The organism is Pseudomonas aylmerensis (assembly GCF_001702265.1).
GTDB lineage: Bacteria > Pseudomonadota > Gammaproteobacteria > Pseudomonadales > Pseudomonadaceae > Aquipseudomonas > Aquipseudomonas aylmerensis.
The window spans coordinates 96,096-115,193 of the sequence record NZ_MAUE01000048.1 but is presented as its reverse complement, the minus strand read 5'-3'; the positions used below and the strand labels follow the sequence as shown (position 1 = coordinate 115,193).

The 19,098-nt window shown below is 62.8% G+C and carries 14 protein-coding genes; 4 read left to right on the top strand and 10 right to left on the bottom strand.

Annotation, left to right across the window (positions count from 1 at the left end):
- Positions 1-5 precede the first annotated feature (5 nt).
- Positions 6-452: a DUF4879 domain-containing protein gene (locus BBG20_RS30790; protein ID WP_065910175.1), complete on the bottom strand. Its 447-nt coding sequence runs from the start codon at positions 450-452 to the stop codon at positions 6-8.
- 209 nt (positions 453-661) lie between these two features.
- Here BBG20_RS30790 and BBG20_RS30785 point away from each other — a divergent pair, with 209 nt between their 5' ends.
- Entirely contained in the window at positions 662-1,957 is a 1,296-nt protein-coding gene (locus BBG20_RS30785) for an NCS2 family permease (protein WP_034100857.1), read from the top strand.
- Positions 1,954-3,033, top strand: a complete 1,080-nt coding sequence (gene trmA / locus BBG20_RS30780) for a tRNA (uridine(54)-C5)-methyltransferase TrmA (protein ID WP_065910173.1) — start codon at positions 1,954-1,956, stop codon at positions 3,031-3,033. The genes BBG20_RS30785 and trmA overlap by 4 nt, the downstream gene beginning before the upstream one ends.
- A gap of 1,223 nt (positions 3,034-4,256) precedes the next feature.
- On the opposite strand, the gene BBG20_RS30775 is transcribed toward trmA, so the two are convergent.
- From BBG20_RS30775 to BBG20_RS30745, 7 genes are all read right to left on the bottom strand, one after another.
- On the bottom strand, positions 4,257-5,591 hold the full coding sequence (locus BBG20_RS30775) for a TolC family outer membrane protein (RefSeq protein WP_065910171.1): 1,335 nt from the start codon (positions 5,589-5,591) through the stop codon (positions 4,257-4,259).
- On the bottom strand, positions 5,588-6,913 hold the full coding sequence (locus BBG20_RS30770; protein ID WP_065910166.1) for an HlyD family type I secretion periplasmic adaptor subunit: 1,326 nt from the start codon (positions 6,911-6,913) through the stop codon (positions 5,588-5,590). Before BBG20_RS30770 ends, BBG20_RS30775 begins: the two co-directional genes overlap by 4 nt.
- On the bottom strand, positions 6,910-8,646 hold the full coding sequence (locus BBG20_RS30765) for a type I secretion system permease/ATPase (RefSeq protein ID WP_065910165.1): 1,737 nt from the start codon (positions 8,644-8,646) through the stop codon (positions 6,910-6,912). The genes BBG20_RS30770 and BBG20_RS30765 overlap by 4 nt, the downstream gene beginning before the upstream one ends.
- Positions 8,647-8,811: 165 nt before the next feature.
- Positions 8,812-9,432 (bottom strand): heme acquisition protein HasA, encoded by a 621-nt coding sequence (locus BBG20_RS30760; RefSeq protein WP_065910164.1) that lies wholly within the window; start codon positions 9,430-9,432, stop codon positions 8,812-8,814.
- 81 nt (positions 9,433-9,513) lie between these two features.
- Positions 9,514-12,174, bottom strand: a complete 2,661-nt coding sequence (locus tag BBG20_RS30755; protein ID WP_065910163.1) for a TonB-dependent receptor — start codon at positions 12,172-12,174, stop codon at positions 9,514-9,516.
- 199 nt (positions 12,175-12,373) lie between these two features.
- On the bottom strand, positions 12,374-13,372 hold the full coding sequence (locus tag BBG20_RS30750) for a FecR family protein (protein WP_065910161.1): 999 nt from the start codon (positions 13,370-13,372) through the stop codon (positions 12,374-12,376).
- Between the two features lie 63 nt (positions 13,373-13,435).
- Complete coding sequence (locus BBG20_RS30745) at positions 13,436-13,957, bottom strand: RNA polymerase sigma factor (RefSeq protein WP_065910159.1); 522 nt, start codon at positions 13,955-13,957, stop codon at positions 13,436-13,438.
- 207 nt (positions 13,958-14,164) lie between these two features.
- On the opposite strand from BBG20_RS30745, the gene aroQ reads away from it, so the two are divergent.
- Together aroQ and BBG20_RS30735 are read left to right on the top strand one after the other, a co-directional pair.
- Positions 14,165-14,614: a type II 3-dehydroquinate dehydratase gene (gene aroQ, locus BBG20_RS30740; protein ID WP_065910157.1), complete on the top strand. Its 450-nt coding sequence runs from the start codon at positions 14,165-14,167 to the stop codon at positions 14,612-14,614.
- On the top strand, positions 14,611-15,459 hold the full coding sequence (locus BBG20_RS30735; protein ID WP_065910155.1) for a shikimate dehydrogenase: 849 nt from the start codon (positions 14,611-14,613) through the stop codon (positions 15,457-15,459). The genes aroQ and BBG20_RS30735 overlap by 4 nt, the downstream gene beginning before the upstream one ends.
- Positions 15,460-16,428: 969 nt before the next feature.
- Here BBG20_RS30735 and BBG20_RS30730 read toward each other — a convergent pair.
- Together BBG20_RS30730 and quiC are read right to left on the bottom strand one after the other, a co-directional pair.
- Positions 16,429-17,094, bottom strand: a complete 666-nt coding sequence (locus tag BBG20_RS30730) for a TetR/AcrR family transcriptional regulator (protein WP_065910346.1) — start codon at positions 17,092-17,094, stop codon at positions 16,429-16,431.
- Positions 17,095-17,171: 77 nt separating this feature from the next.
- Positions 17,172-19,073: a 3-dehydroshikimate dehydratase QuiC gene (gene quiC, locus BBG20_RS30725; RefSeq protein ID WP_065910153.1), complete on the bottom strand. Its 1,902-nt coding sequence runs from the start codon at positions 19,071-19,073 to the stop codon at positions 17,172-17,174.
- Positions 19,074-19,098 lie beyond the last annotated feature (25 nt).

Genomic DNA, 19,098 nt, shown 5'->3' with positions numbered 1-19,098 from the left:
GGCGATCAGCGAATGCTGAGGGTGGTAACCAGTTGGTTGCGCGGCGGATTGATCGACGTGTTGCTGTACTGGAAGGTGCCACCCGCAGTGATATTCAGCTGGAACGCATAGATGTAGCCCATCACCGTGCCCGCGCCGCTGCACGCCTGGCTGATGGAGCCCACCTGGCAGATGGCGGTGCTGCTGCCGGAAACCGGCGCACCATCGAAGAACGCCTGGGAGCTGTTGCCCAAACCGACTTCCATCACGTACACCAGCGTTTGCCCACGGTGCGTGCACATCTGGGTGCTGGCCGCGCGTTCAGGGATGGTTTCAGTACAAGCGGCCGACTGCACCTTGAACACCCGCACCTCGCTCAACGCCGGTGCAGTCGCGCCCCACGCCGGTGCCGCACTGAGCCAAAGGCCGATTATGGCGAACAGAGCTAGACTGCTGGCGTTGGCTTTTTTCATGCTGGCGATGACCCTGGATTAAACGTCGGCGCAGTATGCCTCAAGGCCACGCTTCAGAATACGCAGCCTATACGCCACACGGCCTCGGCTGCTGGTATGATGCGCCGCTTTTTCCGATCCTCTCTGGAACCACAGGCGCTTGGCGCAGTTTGTGCTTTGACTTAGAGGTCAACAAATCACGACGCAAAATAGCGTCACAGGGAGCAGGCATGCTGGAAAAGCTGTTTCAACTCAAGGCACACAACACCAACGTGCGCACCGAGATCCTCGCGGGCATCACGACATTCCTGGCCATGGCCTACATCCTGTTCGTCAACCCGAGCATCCTCGGCGAGACCGGCATGGACAAGGGCGCAGTATTTGTCGCGACCTGCCTGGCGGCCGCCATCGGATCGACCGTGATGGGCCTGATCGCCAACTACCCGATCGCACTGGCGCCGGGCATGGGCCTCAATGCCTTCTTTACCTACACCGTAGTCCTGCACATGGGCCATACCTGGCAAGTTGCACTGGGCGCGGTGTTCATCTCGGCGGTGCTGTTCTTCCTGCTGTCGATCTTCCGGATCCGTGAGTGGATCATCAACAGCATCCCGCTGCCCCTGCGCTCGGCAATTGCCGCCGGTATCGGCCTGTTCCTGGCGCTGATCGCCCTGCACAACGCCGGCATCGTGGTCAGCAACCCGGCCACCATGGTCGGCCTGGGCGACCTCAAGCAACCGGCGCCGATCCTCGCCACCCTCGGTTTCGCGCTGATCGTGGCGCTGGAAGCCCTGGCCGTGCGCGGTGCAGTGCTGATCGGCATCCTGGCGGTGACCATCGTGTCCATCGTCATGGGCTTCACTCCGTTCGGCGGCGTGACCTCGATGCCGCCATCGCTGGCCCCGACTTTCCTGCAGCTGGATATCAAAGGCGCACTGGACATCGGCCTGGTCAGCGTGATCTTCGCCTTCCTGTTCGTCGACCTGTTCGACAACTCCGGCACCCTGATCGGCGTCGCCAAGCGCGCCGGCCTGATGGGCAAGGACGGCCACATGCCGAAGATGGGCCGCGCCCTGATCGCCGACAGCACCGCCGCCATGGCAGGCTCGCTGTTGGGCACGTCGACCACCACCAGCTACATCGAATCCGCCGCCGGCGTGAGTGCCGGTGGCCGTACCGGTCTGACGGCGATCGTGGTTGCGATCCTGTTCCTGCTGGCGCTGTTCTTCTCGCCACTGGCGGCCAGCGTTCCCGCGTTCGCCACCGCGCCGGCACTGCTGTTCGTCGCCGTGCTGATGACCTCGGGCCTGGCCGAAATCGACTGGGATGACATTACCGTTGCAGCGCCGGTGGTGATCACCGCCCTGGCGATGCCCTTCACTTACTCCATCGCCAACGGCATCGCCTTCGGTTTCATCGCCTGGACCGCCATCAAGCTGCTTTCGGGCCGCTACCGTGAGCTGAACCCGGCACTGGTGATTCTGTCGATTCTGTTTGTGATCAAGCTGGGCTGGTTCAACGCATGACTTTTGACGCCGCACGCTACACCGCTCAACTGCAAGACAAGGTCACGCGCTTGCGTGACCTGCTGGCACCGTTCGACGCGCCCGAGCCTCAGGTCTTCGATTCGCCGCTGCAGCACTTTCGCCTGCGCGCGGAGTTCCGCCTGTGGCGCGAAGGCGGTGAACGCCACTACGCGATGTTCTCCCAGGACGACAAACGCACACCGATCCTGATCGAAGAATTTCCCATCGCCAGCCAGCGCATCAACCAGTTGATGCCGCAGCTCAAGGCCGCCTGGCAAGCCAGTGCTGCGCTGAGCCACAAGCTGTTCCAGGTGGAGTTCCTCACCACCTTGGCCGGCGACGCAATGATCACCCTGTGCTATCACCGCCCGCTGGACGAGCATTGGCACACCGCCGCGAACCAGCTGGCTGCCGACTTGAACGTGAGCATCATCGGCCGTTCGAAAGGCAAGCGCGACGTGATCGGCCATGACTATGTGGTGGAAAAGCTCGAGGTCGGCGGTCGCACGTTCAGCTACCGCCAGCCTGAAGGCGCGTTCACCCAGCCCAACGGCACGGTGAACCAGAAGATGCTCAACTGGGCGTACGAAGCCCTGGGCGATCGCCCGGATGATTTGCTCGAGTTGTATTGCGGCAACGGCAATTTCACCCTGCCCCTGGCAACCCGCGTGCGCAAAGTGCTGGCCACCGAAATCAGCAAGACCTCGGTGAATGCCGCGCTGAGCAACCTTGATGAAAACGCGGTGGATAACGTCACGCTGGTGCGCCTGTCTGCCGAGGAACTCACCGAGGCGCTCAACGAAGTGCGCCCGTTCCGTCGCCTGCACGGCATCGACCTGAAGAGCTACGAATTCGGCAGCGTGTTCGTCGACCCGCCCCGTGCCGGCATGGACCCGGACACCTGCGAACTGACCCGGCGTTTCGACAACATCCTGTACATCTCCTGCAACCCGGAGACCCTGGCGGCGAACATCGCGCAACTGCATGACACCCACCGCATCACCAAGTGCGCCCTGTTTGACCAGTTCCCGTGGACGCACCATATGGAATCCGGGGTGCTGCTGACCCGCCGATAAGGTGGCAGGACAGCGTAGATCGCCTGTGGGGGGTTGGTTTGCCTATGGGGGGGTGTCAGTTGATAGATGTGTTGACTGAGCCACCGCCTTCGCTGCCTCGCTCTGGCTCGAGAGCTCCCACATCCGAGCAACAGGTTCGAGCTGCATGCAATCGCACAGCGCACACATATCCCCTGTGGGAGCTGGCTTGCCTGCGAAGGCGGGGTGTCAGTCGGTATATGTGTTGACTGACACAACGCCTTCGCGAGCAAGCCCGCTCCCACAGGGGGCTTGCATTTCAAGGCAAAGGTGGGGGCTGGCTTGCCTGCGAAGGCGCAGGGTCAGTTGGTATATGGGTTGGCTGAACCACCGCCATCGCTGCCTCGCTCTGGCTCGAGAGCTCCCACATCCGAGCAGCAGGTTCGAGCTGTATGCAATCGCACAGCGCACACATATCCCCTGTGGGAGCTGGCTTGCCTGCGATGGCGGGGTGTCAGTTGGTATATGGGTTGGCTGAGCCACCGCCATCGCTGCCTCGCTCTGGCTCGAGAGCTCCCACATCCGAGCAGCAGGTTCGAGCCGCATGCAATCGCACAGCGCACACCTATCCCCTGTGGGAGCTGGCTTGCCTGCGAAGGCGGGGTGTCAGTCGGTATATGGGTTGACTGACACAACGCTTTCGCGAGCAAGCTCGCTCCCACAGGGGGCATGCATTTCAAGGCAAAGGTGGGGGCTGGTTTGCCTGCGATGACGCAGGTTCAGTTGGTACATGGGTTGGCTGAACCACCGCCATCGCTGCCTCGCTCTGGCTCGAGAGTTCCCACATCCGAGCAGCAGGTTCGAGCTGCATGCAATCGCACAGCGCACACCTATCCCCTGTGGGAGCTGGCTTGCCTGCGAAGGCGGAGGGTCAGTCGGTATATGTGTTGACTGACACAACGCCTTCGCGAGCAAGCCCGCTCCCACAGGGGCTTGCATTTCAAGGCAAAGGTGGGGGCTGGCTTGATTGCGATGACTCAGGGTCAGTTGGTATATGGGTTGGCTGAGCCACCGCCATCGCTGCCTCGCTCTGGCTCGAGAGTTCCCACATCCGAGCAGCAGGTTCGAGCTGCATGCAATCGCACAGCGCACACATATCCCCTGTGGGAGCTGGCTTGCCTGCGAAGGCGCAGGGTCAGTCGGTATATGTGTTGACTGACACAACGCCTTCGCGAGCAAGCCCGCTCCCACAGGGGGCATGCATTTCAAGGCAAAGGTGGCGGCTGGAAATACCCTGCCAACGCCTGCAAGTCCTGCTCGTTGAGCAATCCTGCGTAATACTTCAATTGAATCCGTGCCAGCAGATACGCATGCCGCGCGTTCGCCAGGTCGCGGCGGGCGGTGTAAAGCTGTTGTTCGGCGTCGAGCACGTCGAGGTTGACGCGCTCGCCGCCGCTGACGCTTTTTTGGGTCGCGGTGACCAAGGCGGTGGCGGAGCTGACGGCCATTTCGTAGGCACGCACTTTCGCCGCGCCGCTGGTGTTGAGGTTGAATTGCTTGCGCAGCTCCACCAGGGTCGCCGAGGTTTGCGCATCCAGTTCGTATTGGGCCTGGGACAGTTGGTGCGCCGCCTGGCGGGTGGACGCCGACACGCCGCCACCGGCGAACAGCGGCAGGCTGACCTGAATGCCGACACTGTTGGTGTCGTACTTCTGGTTGTAGCTGCTTTCGGAGTCGGAGCTGGTCTGGCGGCTGCTGGCGTAGAGGCTGACCTTGGGCATGTGGCCGGCGCGTTTACGCTCTACTTCATATTCGGCAACGTCCAACGCGTGGTGCTGGGACTTCAGCTCCGGGTTGTTGGCCATCGCCAGTTCGCGCCAGGTGTCGAACCGGGTGGGTTCCAGCGGCGGAATCGCGAACTGGCGAGCCAGCGGTGCCAGTTCTTCGATCTGCAACGGTTGGCCGACGATGGCTTCCAGCTCGCGCAGGGCACTGTCCTGGGTGTCCAGCGCCTCGATTTCCTCGGCCTGGGCCAGGCTCAGGCGGGCCTGGGTTTCCAGCACGTCGGTGCGCGTGCCTTCCCCGCCCTTGAGCAGGCGATCATTGAGTTGCAGGCGTTCGGCAAACGCGCGTTTCTGTGCGCGGCTCAGCTCGATACGCTCCTGGGCCAGCAACGCCTGGCTGTAGGCACTGAGTACGCGCACCGCGAGTTCCTGGCTCTTGCCGCGAAACCGTTCATCGGCCATCAGCGCCTGGGCAGTGCCCTGGCGAAAGCGCGCATAGGCTTCGTAATCCAGCAGCGGTTGCTGCAAGGTCAGGGTCGACGCATAGCTGCGGTAATCGCGGTCGCTGGTGACATTGCCCACGGCGGTGCTCTGGGTCACTTCGGATTCATTGCGCGAATTGTTATAGCTCCAGGACAGGTTCGGCAGCAGCCCGGCGCGGCTGATCGCACGATTCTCCTCGCCGGCCTCGCGCTCCTGGATCGCGGCCTGGAAGGTCGGGTCATTGCGCAGGGCCAGGTCGTACGCATCCAACAAACCCAGGGCCTGCGCCGCCGGTGCGCAACTGAAACACAGGGTGAACAACAACGCCTTCATTCTTCCACCAGGGCCATGTGGGTGCGATCCAGCAACGGTTTGAACAGGTAGTTGAGCATCGAGCGCTCACCGGTCTTGACGAAGGTTTCCACCGGCATGCCGGGGCGGATCTGCACGCCGTCCAGTTGCTGCATGCCGGCCGCGCTGACCTGCGCGCGCAGCGTGTAGTAAGGCTCGTCGGTGCGCTCATCGACCTGGCGATCCGCCGACACCAGCGTGACCTCGCCGGCCACCCGTGGCGTGGTGGATTGGTTGAAGGCCGAGAACATCAATTCCACCGGCAAGCCGGGGTGCACCTTGTCGACCATCTGCACCGGCACTCGCGCCTCCACCAGCAACGGCTCGCCCTGGGGCACGATGTCCATCAATGCCTGGCCAGGCTTGATTACCCCGCCTTCGGTGAACACATCCAGGCCGACCACCACACCGCTCGCGGGCGCACGTACCAGGCTGTTGGCCAGCTCAAACTCGGCCGAGGCCAGGCGATTGCGCAGGTCATCACTGCGAGTACGGGTATCGGCCAATTGGCCGCGCAGGTCTTTCTGGAAGTCTTCGCCGAGCTGGCGGATGCGCAGGCGCAGCTCCAGGACCTGGCGCTGCAATTGGCCAATACGGCCGTAGTCCTCGGCGATGGTGCCGTCGATCTGGGCATACAGGCGCTCGCTGTCGAGCAGGCGATTGCGCGGGATGTAACCGTCGCGCGCCAACTCGCGCAGGCCCTGCAGTTGCTCGCTCAGCGCTGCACGTTGCTGGACCTTGCTGGCCTGCGAGTCGCGCGTGCCACGTAGCTGCGCCTCGATCCCGGCGATGGTTTCGCGCAGGCCTTGCTGCTCGGTCGCCAGCGCCTGGGCGCGACTGCTGAACAGCTGGCGTTGCAGGTCCAGGGTGTTGGCAGCCTCGGGATCGTCAAGCAGCTCGGGGCCAAAGGTGACCGCCGCCAACCCTTCGCTTTCCGCACTCAAGCGCGCTTCGCTGGCCAGGGACGCAAGGTACTGGCTGCGCAGGGACTGCATCTGCCCACGCAACGGGGTTTCCTTCAAACGCAGCAGCACCTGGCCGGCGTTGACCACATCACCGTCGCGCACTTCGATGCGTTCGACGATACCGCCCGCCGGATGCTGCACCGTCTTGCGATGACCCGAGACCATGACCTTGCCCGGCACCGCCACGCCCTTGTCCAACGGCGCCAATGCCGCCCAACCGAGGAAGCCGGCGAAGCCACCCAGCACCAGCCACCACCCCAGGCGCGAGTATTTTTTGTCATCCAGCGCCAGCACATTGTTCGGCTGATCACTGACCAACACCGGTTTACTGCTGCTCATGCCTGTTTTCCTTCACCGAGGCGGTAACTCATGCTCATGGTCGACACCGGCTTGGGCGCCGCAGGTTTCTGCCGCGCTTCCAGCACCCGCGCCGTCGGGCCAAAGGCTTGCAACTGGCCGTCCTTGAGGATCAGCAGCTGATCGGTCAGCGTCAGCACGTTGGGCTTGTGGGTAATCAGGATCAGCGTGCGGCGCTGCTGCTTGAGCTGGGTGATCGCCTGCAGCAGGGCCTGCTCGCCCACCTCGTCGAGATTGGCGTTGGGCTCATCCAGCACGATCAGGGCGGGCAAGCCGTACAGCGCGCGGGCCAGGGCCACTCGCTGTTTCTGGCCACCGGACAGGCCGGCACCGCCCTCCCCCAGTGGGGTGTCGTAGCCCTGGGGCAGTTGCAGGATCAAGTCATGCACGCCCGCCATTTGTGCGGCGGCGAGGACTTTGTCGGCGTCCACCGCCTCAAAACGCGCGATGTTTTGCGCGATGCTGCCAGCGAACAGCTGGATGTCCTGGGGCAGGTAACCGATGTGCGGCCCCAGTTGCTGCTTGTCCCAGTGACTCAGGTCGGCGCCGTCCAGCCGCACCTTGCCGGCCAGCGGCGCCCAGGCCCCCACCAGCACCCGCGCCAGGGTGGACTTGCCGCACCCCGACGGGCCGATCACGCCGAGCACTTCGCCTGCCGGCAGGTTGAAGCCGAGGTTGGCCAGCGCCGGGCGCCGACTGCCTGGAGCGCAGGCGCTGATCTGCTCGACACTCAGTTGCCCCTTGGGCACCGGCAAGCTCATGCGCTCGGGGCGCGCCGGGTTGGCCTCAAGCATCTGCGACAGGCGCTCGTAGGCCAGGCGCGCCGAGCCCCATTGCTTCCAGACGCCGATCAGTTGGTCGATGGGGCTCAGCACGCGGCCCATCAGGATCGACCCGGCAATCATCATCCCTGGCGTGATCTCGCCCTGCACCGCCAGCAACGCGCCGAGGCCCAGCACCAGCGACTGCAACGCCAGGCGCACGCCCTTGGACCAGGCCGTGACGGCCGCGGTCTTTTCACTGGCCAGGTTCTGCTGCGCAAGAAACGCCTGGTGCTGGCGGAACCAACGCCCGCGCAAGGTGGCGAGCATGCCCATGGCCTCGATGGTGTCGGCATTGCGCAGGTTCGCCGTGGCCTGCTGGCTGGCGCTGATCGACAGTTGGCTGGCCAGGGCCATCGGCGCCTGGCTGACGCGGTGGTTGAGCCATGCCAGCGCGATCAGCATCACCGCGCCGCCCAGGGCCAGCAGGCCGAGCCAGGGGTGGAACAGGAAAATCACCAGCAGGTACACCGGAAACCACGGCGCATCGAAAAACGCGAACAGCGCCTGGCCAGTGGCGAACTGGCGCAGGGTGGTAAGGTCATGCAGCGCCTGCCCCGCCGCCTGGGTGCCGCCCTTGAGTTGCGCTTCGAACGCGGCGTCGTACACCCGCTGGTTCAGGCGCATGTCCATCTGCGTGCCGAGGCGGATCACCACCTGGCTACGCACCCACTCCAATGCGCCCATCAGGCCGAACAGGCCGAGGATCATCAGCGTCAGCATGAGCAGGGTCATCTGATTGCCCGAGGCCAGCACCCGGTCGTACACCTGCAGCATGTACAGCGCCGGGGCCAGCATCAGCAGGTTGATCACCGCCGAGAACAGGCCGATGTTGAAGAAGCCACTTTTATAAGCCGCGAGGGCGGCCAGGGTTTCGTTGCCGGCGTGGCGCATCTGGGGATTCTCAAAGGGTTGAGCGGGCAGCGTCGTTGCGTTGACAGGCCATGCGACGCTGCGCAGAATTCGGCACCGCCGTCGCTTGAAGAGTTAGAAGGCTTGGCGACAGCGGTGTAATGCGGCGAATGGGAGAGCGATCTTCCATTCGCTTTTTTCATGGCATCAGGCTGCCAGGGCGAAGTCCTGAGGCACATCCTGAACGCCCACCAGCGCCACATCGGCAGCGGCGACCGACGCCGAGTCGACATGAGCAACACCGGCAGCCGCCAGTTGATCGAAGGTGGAGTTGACCGACAGGCTTGGGTCGATGTCCTTGAGCAGGGAGTCGATCGCCGAGGCCAGTGCCGTGCTGTCGCCGCTCATCAGGCCGTAGATGATCTGGTGCACCTGGCCGTCACGGCCCTCGGACTGCAGGCTCGACAGGCCCAGGTTGGTGAAGCTGACTTCCTGCTCGGTGAGGGTGTAGCCACCGCTGCTGGCGCCGCCCGACAGGATAGTGCCCAGGTTCAGGGAGTCGATCGAACCCCACAGGGTGTGCGACGGCGGGTTGAACAAGGTGTAGTGCAGGTCACCGTTGGCGACCACCGCCGCGTTGCTGACCGTGCTCGACACACCATATTGGGTGCCGTCGAACGGGCCAGGATTGAAACCACCGGTGTTCGAACCTTCTTTGACCGAACCTTCGCGGTGGTTCAGGTCACCAAAGTAAGCGGACCAGTCGCTCAGGTACTCGGCAACCGTGTTGGCGGCATAGGTCGTGCTGTATGAAATAGAAATGCTCATGCAAAACTCCAAGTCATGGGGTGGTATCTCCACAGCAAGCCAGTGCCTGCTGTGGTTTTGCCCGTCACTGGGCAAAATCGGTCAGAACTGGTATTCAACGGTGCCCTGCAACGTGCGCCCACGCCCGAGGGTAAAGGCCAACACGTCGCCCAGCGGCACCAGATAGGCGCGGTCGGTGACGTTTTCCATGGCCAGTCGCAGGGTCAGTTGGTCGGTGGCGCGGTAGCTGCTGTAAAGGTCGTAGACGGTGTAGGGCTTCCAGTCGGCCGGATAAACGCCGGTTTGCGACGTGGTCACGCCGACGCCGCCTTTTACGTAGTAACCGCCGCTGTAGCGGGCGCGAACGCCCACATCCAATTTGCGCTCGAAGAAGCGTGCACCCAGCGTCGCGGTGCCGCGGTCCATCGGCATGTGTTCGGAGGAGCCCAGGATTGCGCTGCAGCTCTGCCCCGCATTGGCCACGTCGTCCGGCACCATCGCGTCTACAGGCGCACGGCTACCCGGGCCTTTCTGGATCTTGGTGACACCGCCCAGCCATGCGGTCTTGCTGCAGAACTTGTTGCTGCCGAGCATGCGTGTGTAGTTGAACTGGCCATAGGCAAACCCGGCGTCGTAATCCAACTGGTATTCGAGACCGCGAAAACGCGTGGTCTCCAGGTTGTTCACATACGCCGCATTGCCGATATTGGCGATGCCATAACCGGGCGGCTGCACGCCCAGGGCCATGTAGGAGAAGTCGTCGACGCGGGTGTTGAAGTAGGACACCTTCATGCCCACGCGGTCATCGGCGAACACCAGGTCTTCCTTCAGCACGTTGAAGCCGACTTCCCAGGCGGTGGACGTCTCCGGTTTCAAGAAGGGGTTGGGGAAAATCGACTCCGAGCCCCCGCCATGGGGCCGGCCGCTGACCAGGCTTTCGGTGACTGCCGGCGGGCGCCAGCCCTTGCCGTACGTGGCGAAGAGTTGCAACCAATCCACGCCAGGCTTGATCGACAGGCCGAAGGTCGGCGAGAAATGCCCCTCTTCCCGGTCCACGTCATAGGTCATGGGCAAGCCGACCTGCCGGGTGGTGCCAATAATGAAGGTACGCGTGTTCAAGCCGGTTTCGCCGCGCAGCCGATAGCGGTCGTAACGCAAGCCGGCATTGAGGCTCAGCCAGTTGTCATAGTCGTAATCCAGGCGCGCGAACAGGCTGCCGAGTGCCCGGTCCCCCTCGGGGGTGATGCTTTCCGCTGCAGAAGCGGTCACCGCCGAGCCTGCCTCCACCATTTGGTTGGAGTCCGGGCGGACTTTGTCGTAGAAGAACTCCAGCCCATAGTTGGCCTTGAGCACGGACAGCTCGCCCAAGGCAAAGGTCGAGATGTTCTGGGCCTGCAAACCGTAGGTGTTGGTCTGGTAGGTGACCTCGTACCCCTTGCTGCTGCCACGGGTCAGGGTGCTCTGGTCATTGCGGGTATCGACGTAGTAGAGCTTGGCCTTGAAATCGATCAGCGGGTTGTCCGGCGTGTAGCTGTAGTCCAGCGCGAAGTTCTGCGCCGTGACATTGCTGCTGCCGAGCTTTTCCCATAACTGGGCTTTTTCGGCGGTCATCATGTTCACGTCGTCGTAGCCAACCTCGGTGGTCAGGTAGCTCAGTTGCAAGCGCTGGTCCACCGGCAGATTGATACCGAGCTTGAGCAGGCGCGAACGCATCACCGAGCCCGAATAAGCGACGGGGGTGTTCTTGATCCGTTCCTGACTGTTCGGCAGGAAGGAGCTGCCGGTGCGCAGATCGCCGATGCTGCCTTGGGTGCCAGGCTTGTAATCACCGAGGTGGCGCTCACTGGCGGCCACCAGCATGTCCCACACGTCGGTCCCCACGGCAAACGCCGAGCTGCCGATAAAGTGCGTGCCGTTGCTGCGCCCGCCCAGCCCCGTGGTGAGACGAATGCGCCCGCCGATTTCCTTGCCGTCCTTGAGCAGATCAGCCGCCTCCACGGTACGGAAATTGGCAACCCCGCCAATCACGCCCGCACCGCCCATGGTGGAGGTAGCGCCCTTTTCGATGACGACTTCGGACAACAACTCCGGGTCGACATACAGGGTGCCATTGCGTTGCTGGTGACCACTTTGCTGATAGTTCTGGCGCATGCCGTCGACCGACATGTTGACGCGGCCGTAGTCCTGGATCCCGCGAATATTCACCGACAGGCCAGGGTCCTGCTGACTGACCGCCGAGTAGACGCCTGGCGCCTCCTCGAGCATTTCGGCGGCATGGCGCGGCGGGTTGCGATCCAGCTGTTCACGCCCGACCACACTGACCGAGCGTGGCGAGGAGTACACCCAATCCTGGGCGTGCTGGCCGGTGATGGTGGTGGTTGCCAGCGACAATGCCGGGGTGCTCGGCTGCTCGACGCGGGTCAGGGTGACCTGGCGCTCGCCGGTAAAGCGGTAGTCCACCGGGGCGGCGCCGAGCAGGCGGCCAAGGCCTTCCTGTACCCCGAAGCTGCCCTGCAGCGCGGTGCTGTTCAAGCCTTGCAGGCGCTGGCTGTCGAACAACACCTGCAGGCCGGCCTGATCGGCGAAGGCCAATACCGCACTGCCAAGCGATTGCGCGGGAATATTGAACGTCAGCACTGCAGGCTGGGCCGCTGCCACTTGCGGCTGTGCGGCGAACACCGGCGCCGCGGCCGCGAACAGGCCCAGGTGAATGGCCAGGGCTAACCGGCTACCGGTGACACGCCCCTTGTTGAGTGCTGACATTTGTGTTTTTCCCTGCGTAAGCGTTTTTGTTTATGCGAATGCTTCTCACCTAGCAAGACGTGCGACGCGCAGGAAGTCAGTAAGATTTTCTTCAAAGTTTTTTAAATGAGGGGGATTGGTAGGCAAATACACGCGCAGGAGCCGGCTTGCCGGCGATGGCGTGGGAAAGATCTCGCGGGCGCCACCACCAGCAGGGGTGTTAATAGATCAGGCTGAGGCCTGCCAGGTCCAGGCGTTGCACTTGCAATTCCTGGGTCAGGGTACCGAGGGCGGTGTCGAGCATGTCGAGGCGGAAGACCCCGCTGACTTCGCGATCGCCCAGGTCCGCACTGGTCAACACCACGCGCCCCGGGCGGTAACGGTTGAGTTGTTCGATGACTTTGGCCAAGGGCTGGCGATCAAAGATCAACACGCCGCGACGCCAACTGGTGGCGCGCTCTACATCGAACTGATCCAGGGGCACGATGCCTTCCTGGGGGCTGTAGCGCGCGGCCTGGCCTTCCTGGAGCACACGGTCGCTGGGGCCTTTTTTCGGCGAGGCTTGCAAGGACACCGCAACGCTGTGCTGCAACACGCCCACCCAGGCCTGGCTGCTTTCCTCGCGGTCCACCACAAACCGCGTACCCAACGCGCGGGTCTGCCCGCCGGCGCTTTGCACCACGAATGGCCGGGTCTCCTTGCCGACCATCGGCGCCACATCGAAGATCGCCGAGCCCTGGAGCAGGCTGATGCGCCGTTGCACGCCGTCGTAATCCAGGCGAATGGCACTGGCGGAATCCAGCTCCACCGTGCTGCCATCGGCCAGGTGCACGGTGCGCACCTCGCCTTTCTGGGTGACATAGTCGGCCTGCAGGCGTAGCCAGGCTTCCGGCCCGCGCACCCAGCCGACACCCGCCGCCACCACGACCAGCGCGACGGCCGCCGCCCGCTGCCACGGCCTTCGCCGCGACGACCGGCGCACCGGCAGCACCGCCGCAGAGGGGCGCCGGCGGTGTACCGCCTCATCCTTATGCACCTCGCCCAACGCCGCCCAGGTCTGCTCGGCAAAGCGCAGCGCCGCTTCGTGGCGACTGTCACAGGCGATCCAATGGCGCAGCTCGGCCTGCTCCTGGTCGGTCAGGGCACCGGCGTGCAGGCGCACCGCCCACTCGGCGGCCACCTCGGTAATGCTGTGCTGTTGCGGACCCTGGCTATTCACGTGTGAATCTCGAATTTTTCGTTATATAACGCTGTGACGACTGACCTGGCGTTTTTCGGTAATTCATTCGTCGGGTGGCGCCACCTCGCCGTCCTGCAGGCGCTGCATCACGTAGGCCAAGGCCTTGGCCAGATGCTTTTGCACGGAGCTGTCGGAGATGTCCAGGTGCCGGGCAACCTGGGCGTGGGTCATGCCCTCGATGCGGTTCAGGCGGAAAATCTGCTGGGTGCGCTCCGGCAACTCCGCCAGTGCCTGCTTCAATGCCTGTCGCTGTTGCTGCGCCATTGCCTGAGCCTCCAACCCGGCCACTTCATCTTCAATCTCGGCCAGCGCCTCGTGGGGCACGGAGTCTGTCTTGCGCCGCGCTTCCTGGCGAATATGGTCGATCAGCAGATTGCTCGCCGTTCGATAGAGATAGCCCTGGGAGTTGTCGATGCGCTCGCCGGCCGGCTTTTCCGCCAGGCGCAGGAAGCTCTCCTGCACCAGGTCCGCGGCCAACTGCGGGTCCCGTACCTTGCGCGCCAGATACCCGCGCAGGGTATCGGCGTGCTTGAGAAACAGGCCTTTGAGATCCACGTCCGACAAACCGACTCCCTGGAATGTTAAGGAAACAGGCGGGCATCTTAAGCGTTGTCGAGAATGATTTTCAATTGATATCTAATCTGATCCGTCGCGCCTCAAGGTCTGATTAACGGTTCGGTAATCGAACACATCCGCTGCCATCAATTGACCAAATTAACCATCCAGTACATTTTATCCGCACAACTAACAATAAGTGTGGAGACACCCCTTATGCCGCCTATCGTGCTGGTGCTCAACGGCCCCAACCTCAACCTGCTCGGCACCCGCGAGCCGACCACCTACGGCCATGAAACCCTTGCCGATGTCGCCGCCCTGTGCGGCCGCAGCGCTGAGCAACTGGGGCTGAAAATCGAATTTCGCCAGACCAACCACGAAGGCGAGCTGCTGGACTGGATCCACGGCGCCCGCGCCCGCTGCGCCGGGATCGTGATCAACCCGGCAGCCTGGACCCACACGTCAGTGGCGATTCGCGACGCGCTGGTGGCCAGTGAAGTACCAGTAATCGAAGTGCATTTATCCAACGTGCATGCGCGCGAGGCGTTTCGGCACCACTCGTTTGTGTCGCCCATCGCCAAGGCCGTGCTTGCCGGGTTCGGCAGCCATGGCTACCACTTGGCCCTGGAGCATTTCAGCCAGTTGCTGAAGGGATCGACGCAATGAAATCGCGCATCCTCGCCGGCCTGATCGGCGCCGGCATCCAGGCTTCCCGTACGCCGGCCCTGCATGAGCAGGAAGGTGACGCCCAAGGCTTGCGTTACCTGTATCGGCTGATCGACCTGGAACCGCTGAAGCTGGACCTCAACGCCCTGCCCGACTTGCTCGATGCCGCCGAGCTGATGCATTTCACCGGCCTGAACATTACCTACCCGTGCAAGCAGGCGATCCTGCCCTTGCTCGATGAATTATCCGACGAGGCCCGCGGCATTGGAGCGGTCAATACGGTGGTGTTCAAGGACGGCAAACGCATCGGCCACAACACCGACTGCCTGGGCTTTGCCGAAGGGTTTCGGCGAAACCTGAGTGATGTTGCCCGCCAGCGCGTAGTGCAAATGGGCGCCGGCGGCGCGGGTGCGGCAGTGGCCCACGCGCTGCTGGCCGAAGGCGTGGAACAATTAAGTGTGTTCGATGTGGACACCCGCCGCGCCCGCGACCTTGTGGATAACCTCACGCAGCGCTTCGGCGCCGGTCGCGCCCAAGTCGGTCATGACCTGGAAAACGCCATGGCCGAAGCAGATGGCCTGGTCAACACCACGCCCATGGGCATGGCCAAGCTACCGGGCACACCGGTGCCCGCTGCGCTGTTGCGAGCGCAACTGTGGGTGGCAGAAATTGTGTATTTCCCCCTGGAAACCGAGCTGCTGCGCGACGCCCGCGCCTTGGGTTGCCGCACCCTGGATGGCGGCAACATGGCAGTGTTTCAAGCGGTCAAGGCGTTTGAATTGTTCAGCGGCAAGGTGCCGGATGCGCAGCGCATGCTGGCGCACTTTCAGCGCATGAATAGCTGACTGTCGAAACACGATCAACTGTAGGAGCCGGCTTGCCGGGGATAGCGGTTTGCCAGCCGATAGCTGTCTACCCGACACACCGCCATCGCGGGCAAGCCCGGCTCCCACAGTTTTGATCGCTGTTCGGGCTTGGGATTCGGGGGGCTGCACCGGCATCTGAGCGGGAGGCACACACCCGGTTCCAACCTTGAAATACACCCCAAATGTGGGAGCGGGCTTGCTCGCGAATGCGCCAGATCAGTCACCCCCTGCAGCCACTGACCCACCGCTTTCGCGAGCAAGCCCGCTCCCACAGTTTTGATCGCAGTTCGGGCTTGGGATTCGGGGGGCTGCACCGGCATCTGAGCGGGCGGTACAACTCGGTTCCAACCTTGAAATACATCCCACAGTTTTGATCGCTGTTCGGGCTTGGGATTCGGGGTGCTGCACCAGCATCTGAGCGGGAGGCACAACTCGATTCCAGCCTTGAAATACACTTCAAATGTGGGAGCGGGCTTGCTCGCGAAGGCGCCAGATCAGTCACCCCCTGCAGCCACTGACCCACCGCTTTCGCGAGCAAGCCCGCTCCCACAGTTTTGATCGCTGTTCGGGCTTGGGATTCGGGGTGCTGCACCGGCATCTGAGCGGGCGGTACACACCCGGTTCCAATCTTGAAATACACCCCAAATGTGGGAGCGGGCTTGCTCGCGAATGCGCTAGACCAGCCACCCTCTTCAGCGACTGACCCACCGCTTTCGCGAGCAAGCCCGCTCCCACAGTTTTGATCGCTGTTCGGGCTTGGGATTCGGGGTGCTGCATCGGCATTTGAGCAGGCGGCACAACTCGGCTTTAACCTTGAAATACATTCCAAATGTGGGAGCGGGCTTGCTCGCGAAGGCGCCAGATCAGCCACCCCCTGCAGCGACTGACCCACCGCTTTCGCAAGCAAGTCCCACAGGGACTGCATTCCTTCCCGAATATCGCGCGTACTCAGGCCTGCAAGTACCGCATCACCGAATCGCAAATCATCTCGCGATGCCGCTGCTTGATCGCCTCATCCGACAGTTCGATCTGAAAAATCTCACTGAATGTATGGCGGTTGGACACGCGGTAAAAGCTGAATGAGTTGATCAGCAAATGCACGTCCAGCGGGTTCAGCCCTTGGCGGAACACGCCCAACTCAGCCCCGCGCTGCAAGGTGGCGCCCAGCCCTTCGAGGATGTTGCTGTTCATCGCCTTGATCGAATCGGAGCGCTTCACGTATTCGGCGTTGTTGATGTTTTCGATGCTGACGATGCGCACGAAATCCACGTTCTGGTCGTGGTGATCAAAGGTGAACTCCACCAGCCGGCGGATTGCTTCGCGCGGTTCCAGCGCGGTGAGGTTCATCCGCGTTTCGGTGTTGCGGATATCGCCGTAGAGCTTCTCCAGCACCTCGACGTACAACTGCTCCTTGCTGCCGAAGTAGTAATAGATCATGCGTTTGGAGGTGTGGATGCGCTCGGCGATCGCATCCACGCGAGCGCCGGACAGGCCCTGCTGGACAAACTCGACGATGGCTTCCTGGAGAATGTTTTCGCGGGTCTTTTCCGGATTGTTCTTGCGACTCTTGCGCGGTGCGTCTGACACCGCGGGGAGTTCGGGACTCGAGGTCATGGTGCGCTCACGGCCATTGTTATGCAGGCAGTGATTATGGGCCGCGGCGCTCCCCGAAGGAAGCACCTGGCCCACCGTCATAAACGTGCCTGACGCACTGCACCGCTGCGCGATTTGGCCATCGCCGCCAGGCGCACCGCCACGTTGGCCGCGCCATAGCCGGCATAGCCGTTCTTGCGCTGGATGATCTCGAAGAAAAACCGTCCCTCGAACGGTTCGGTGTACACGTGAAACAACTCACCGCCCTGCGCGTCGCGGTCGTACAGCACGTTGTAGTACGCCAGTTCGCTGAGGAACTCGTCGTCAAAATCGAAACGCGCGGCGAGGTCGTCGTAATAGTTCAGCGGAATATCCAGCAGCGGCACCCCGGCCTCTTTCGCGCGGCGTACCTCGGCGAAAATGTCCGCACAGTCGAAGGCAATGTGGTGCACGCCCGAGCCGCGATAGCTCGACAGAGCGTGGGAAATCGCGGTGTTGCGGTTCTCGGAGATATTCAGCGGCAGGCGAATCGAGCTGCAGCGGCTGCGCAGTGCGCGACTTTTCACCAGGCCATACGGGTCGGGCAGCACCACTTCGTCATCGGCTTCGAAATCCAGCAGGCTCTTGTAGAACAGCACCCAACTGTCGAGGCTGTCGGCCGGCAGCGCCATGGCCATATGGTCGATGCGCAGCAAGCCACCGCTGGCGGCAGTGGCCGGTTGCAGGTTGAAGTCGGTGTCGTAGAGACCGCCCTCGCTCGGGTCCACCAGGTAAATCAGGCTGCCCTCCGGCGCTCGCACAGCGGCCAGTTCCAGCTCGTTCGGGCCCACGAGGCCGCGATAGGGCTGGCCCTTGTAGGCCACTGCCCGCTGCAGGGCCTTGGCGCTGTCCTTGACCCGAATCGCCGTGGCACACAACGACGGTCCATGGGCTTCGAAAAAGTTATGCGCGAAGGAATACGGCTCGCAGTTGAGGATCAGGTTGATATCGCCCTGGCGCAACAGGCTGACACTCTTGGACCGGTGCTGGCCGGCCTTGACGAACCCCAGGCGCTCCAGCCAGTGAGTCAGCTTGGCGCCAAGGTTTTCATCCACCGCAAACTCGAGGAACTCGATGCCGTCGTATTCGCTGGCCGCCGGGGTTTCGAAAAGGATCTCCACCGGCAACGCAGGTTGCTCCTGCGCCAGGCGCTGGCGGGTCTTCTCCTCCAGGTACAGCAGCGACCGCAAGCCGTCTGCCGCATTCGCACGAGTGGGCGCGGCGCGGAAGCCGTCGTTGAAAATCTCCAGGGACAACGGCCCGGTGTAGCCGCTTTTTATGATCGGTGCGAGAAACCCCGCCAGGTCGAATTCGCCTTGGCCGGGGAAGCAGCGGAAATGCCGGCTCCACTCCAGCACGTCCATGGCCAGGATCGGCGCGTCGGCCATCTGCACAAAGAAAATCTTGTCGCCGGGAATCTCGGCGATGCCACTCGGGTCGCCCTTCAGCGACAAGGTGTGAAAGCTGTCGAGCAATACGCCGAGGCTGGGGTGATCAATCTGGCGGACCAGGTTCCACACCTGCTGCCAGGTGTTCACGTGCTTGCCCCAGGCCAGCGCTTCATAGCCGATGCGCAAGCCACGCCGGCCAGCGTGTTCGGCCAGCAGGCTCAAGTCATCCAGCAGGATGCGTTCATCGCCGACGCAATCGGCCGAGGCGTTGCTGCACACCAGCACCAGGTCGGTGCCCAGTTCCTGCATCAAGTCGAATTTGCGCTCGGCGCGCTCCAGGTTGCGCGCCAGGCGGTCGCGGCGGCAGCCTTCAAAGTCGCGAAAGGGCTGGAACAGGGTGATGGCAATGCCCAGGTCGGCACACATTTGCCTAACTTCCCGAGGACTGCCGTCGTAATACAGCAGATCGTTTTCGAAGATTTCTACGCCATCAAACCCGGCAGCCGCGATGGCTTCGAGTTTTTCCGGCAGGGTTCCGCTCAAGGAAACGGTGGCAATAGAGCGTTGCATGGGGCGACTCCCGGCATTTGAGGCT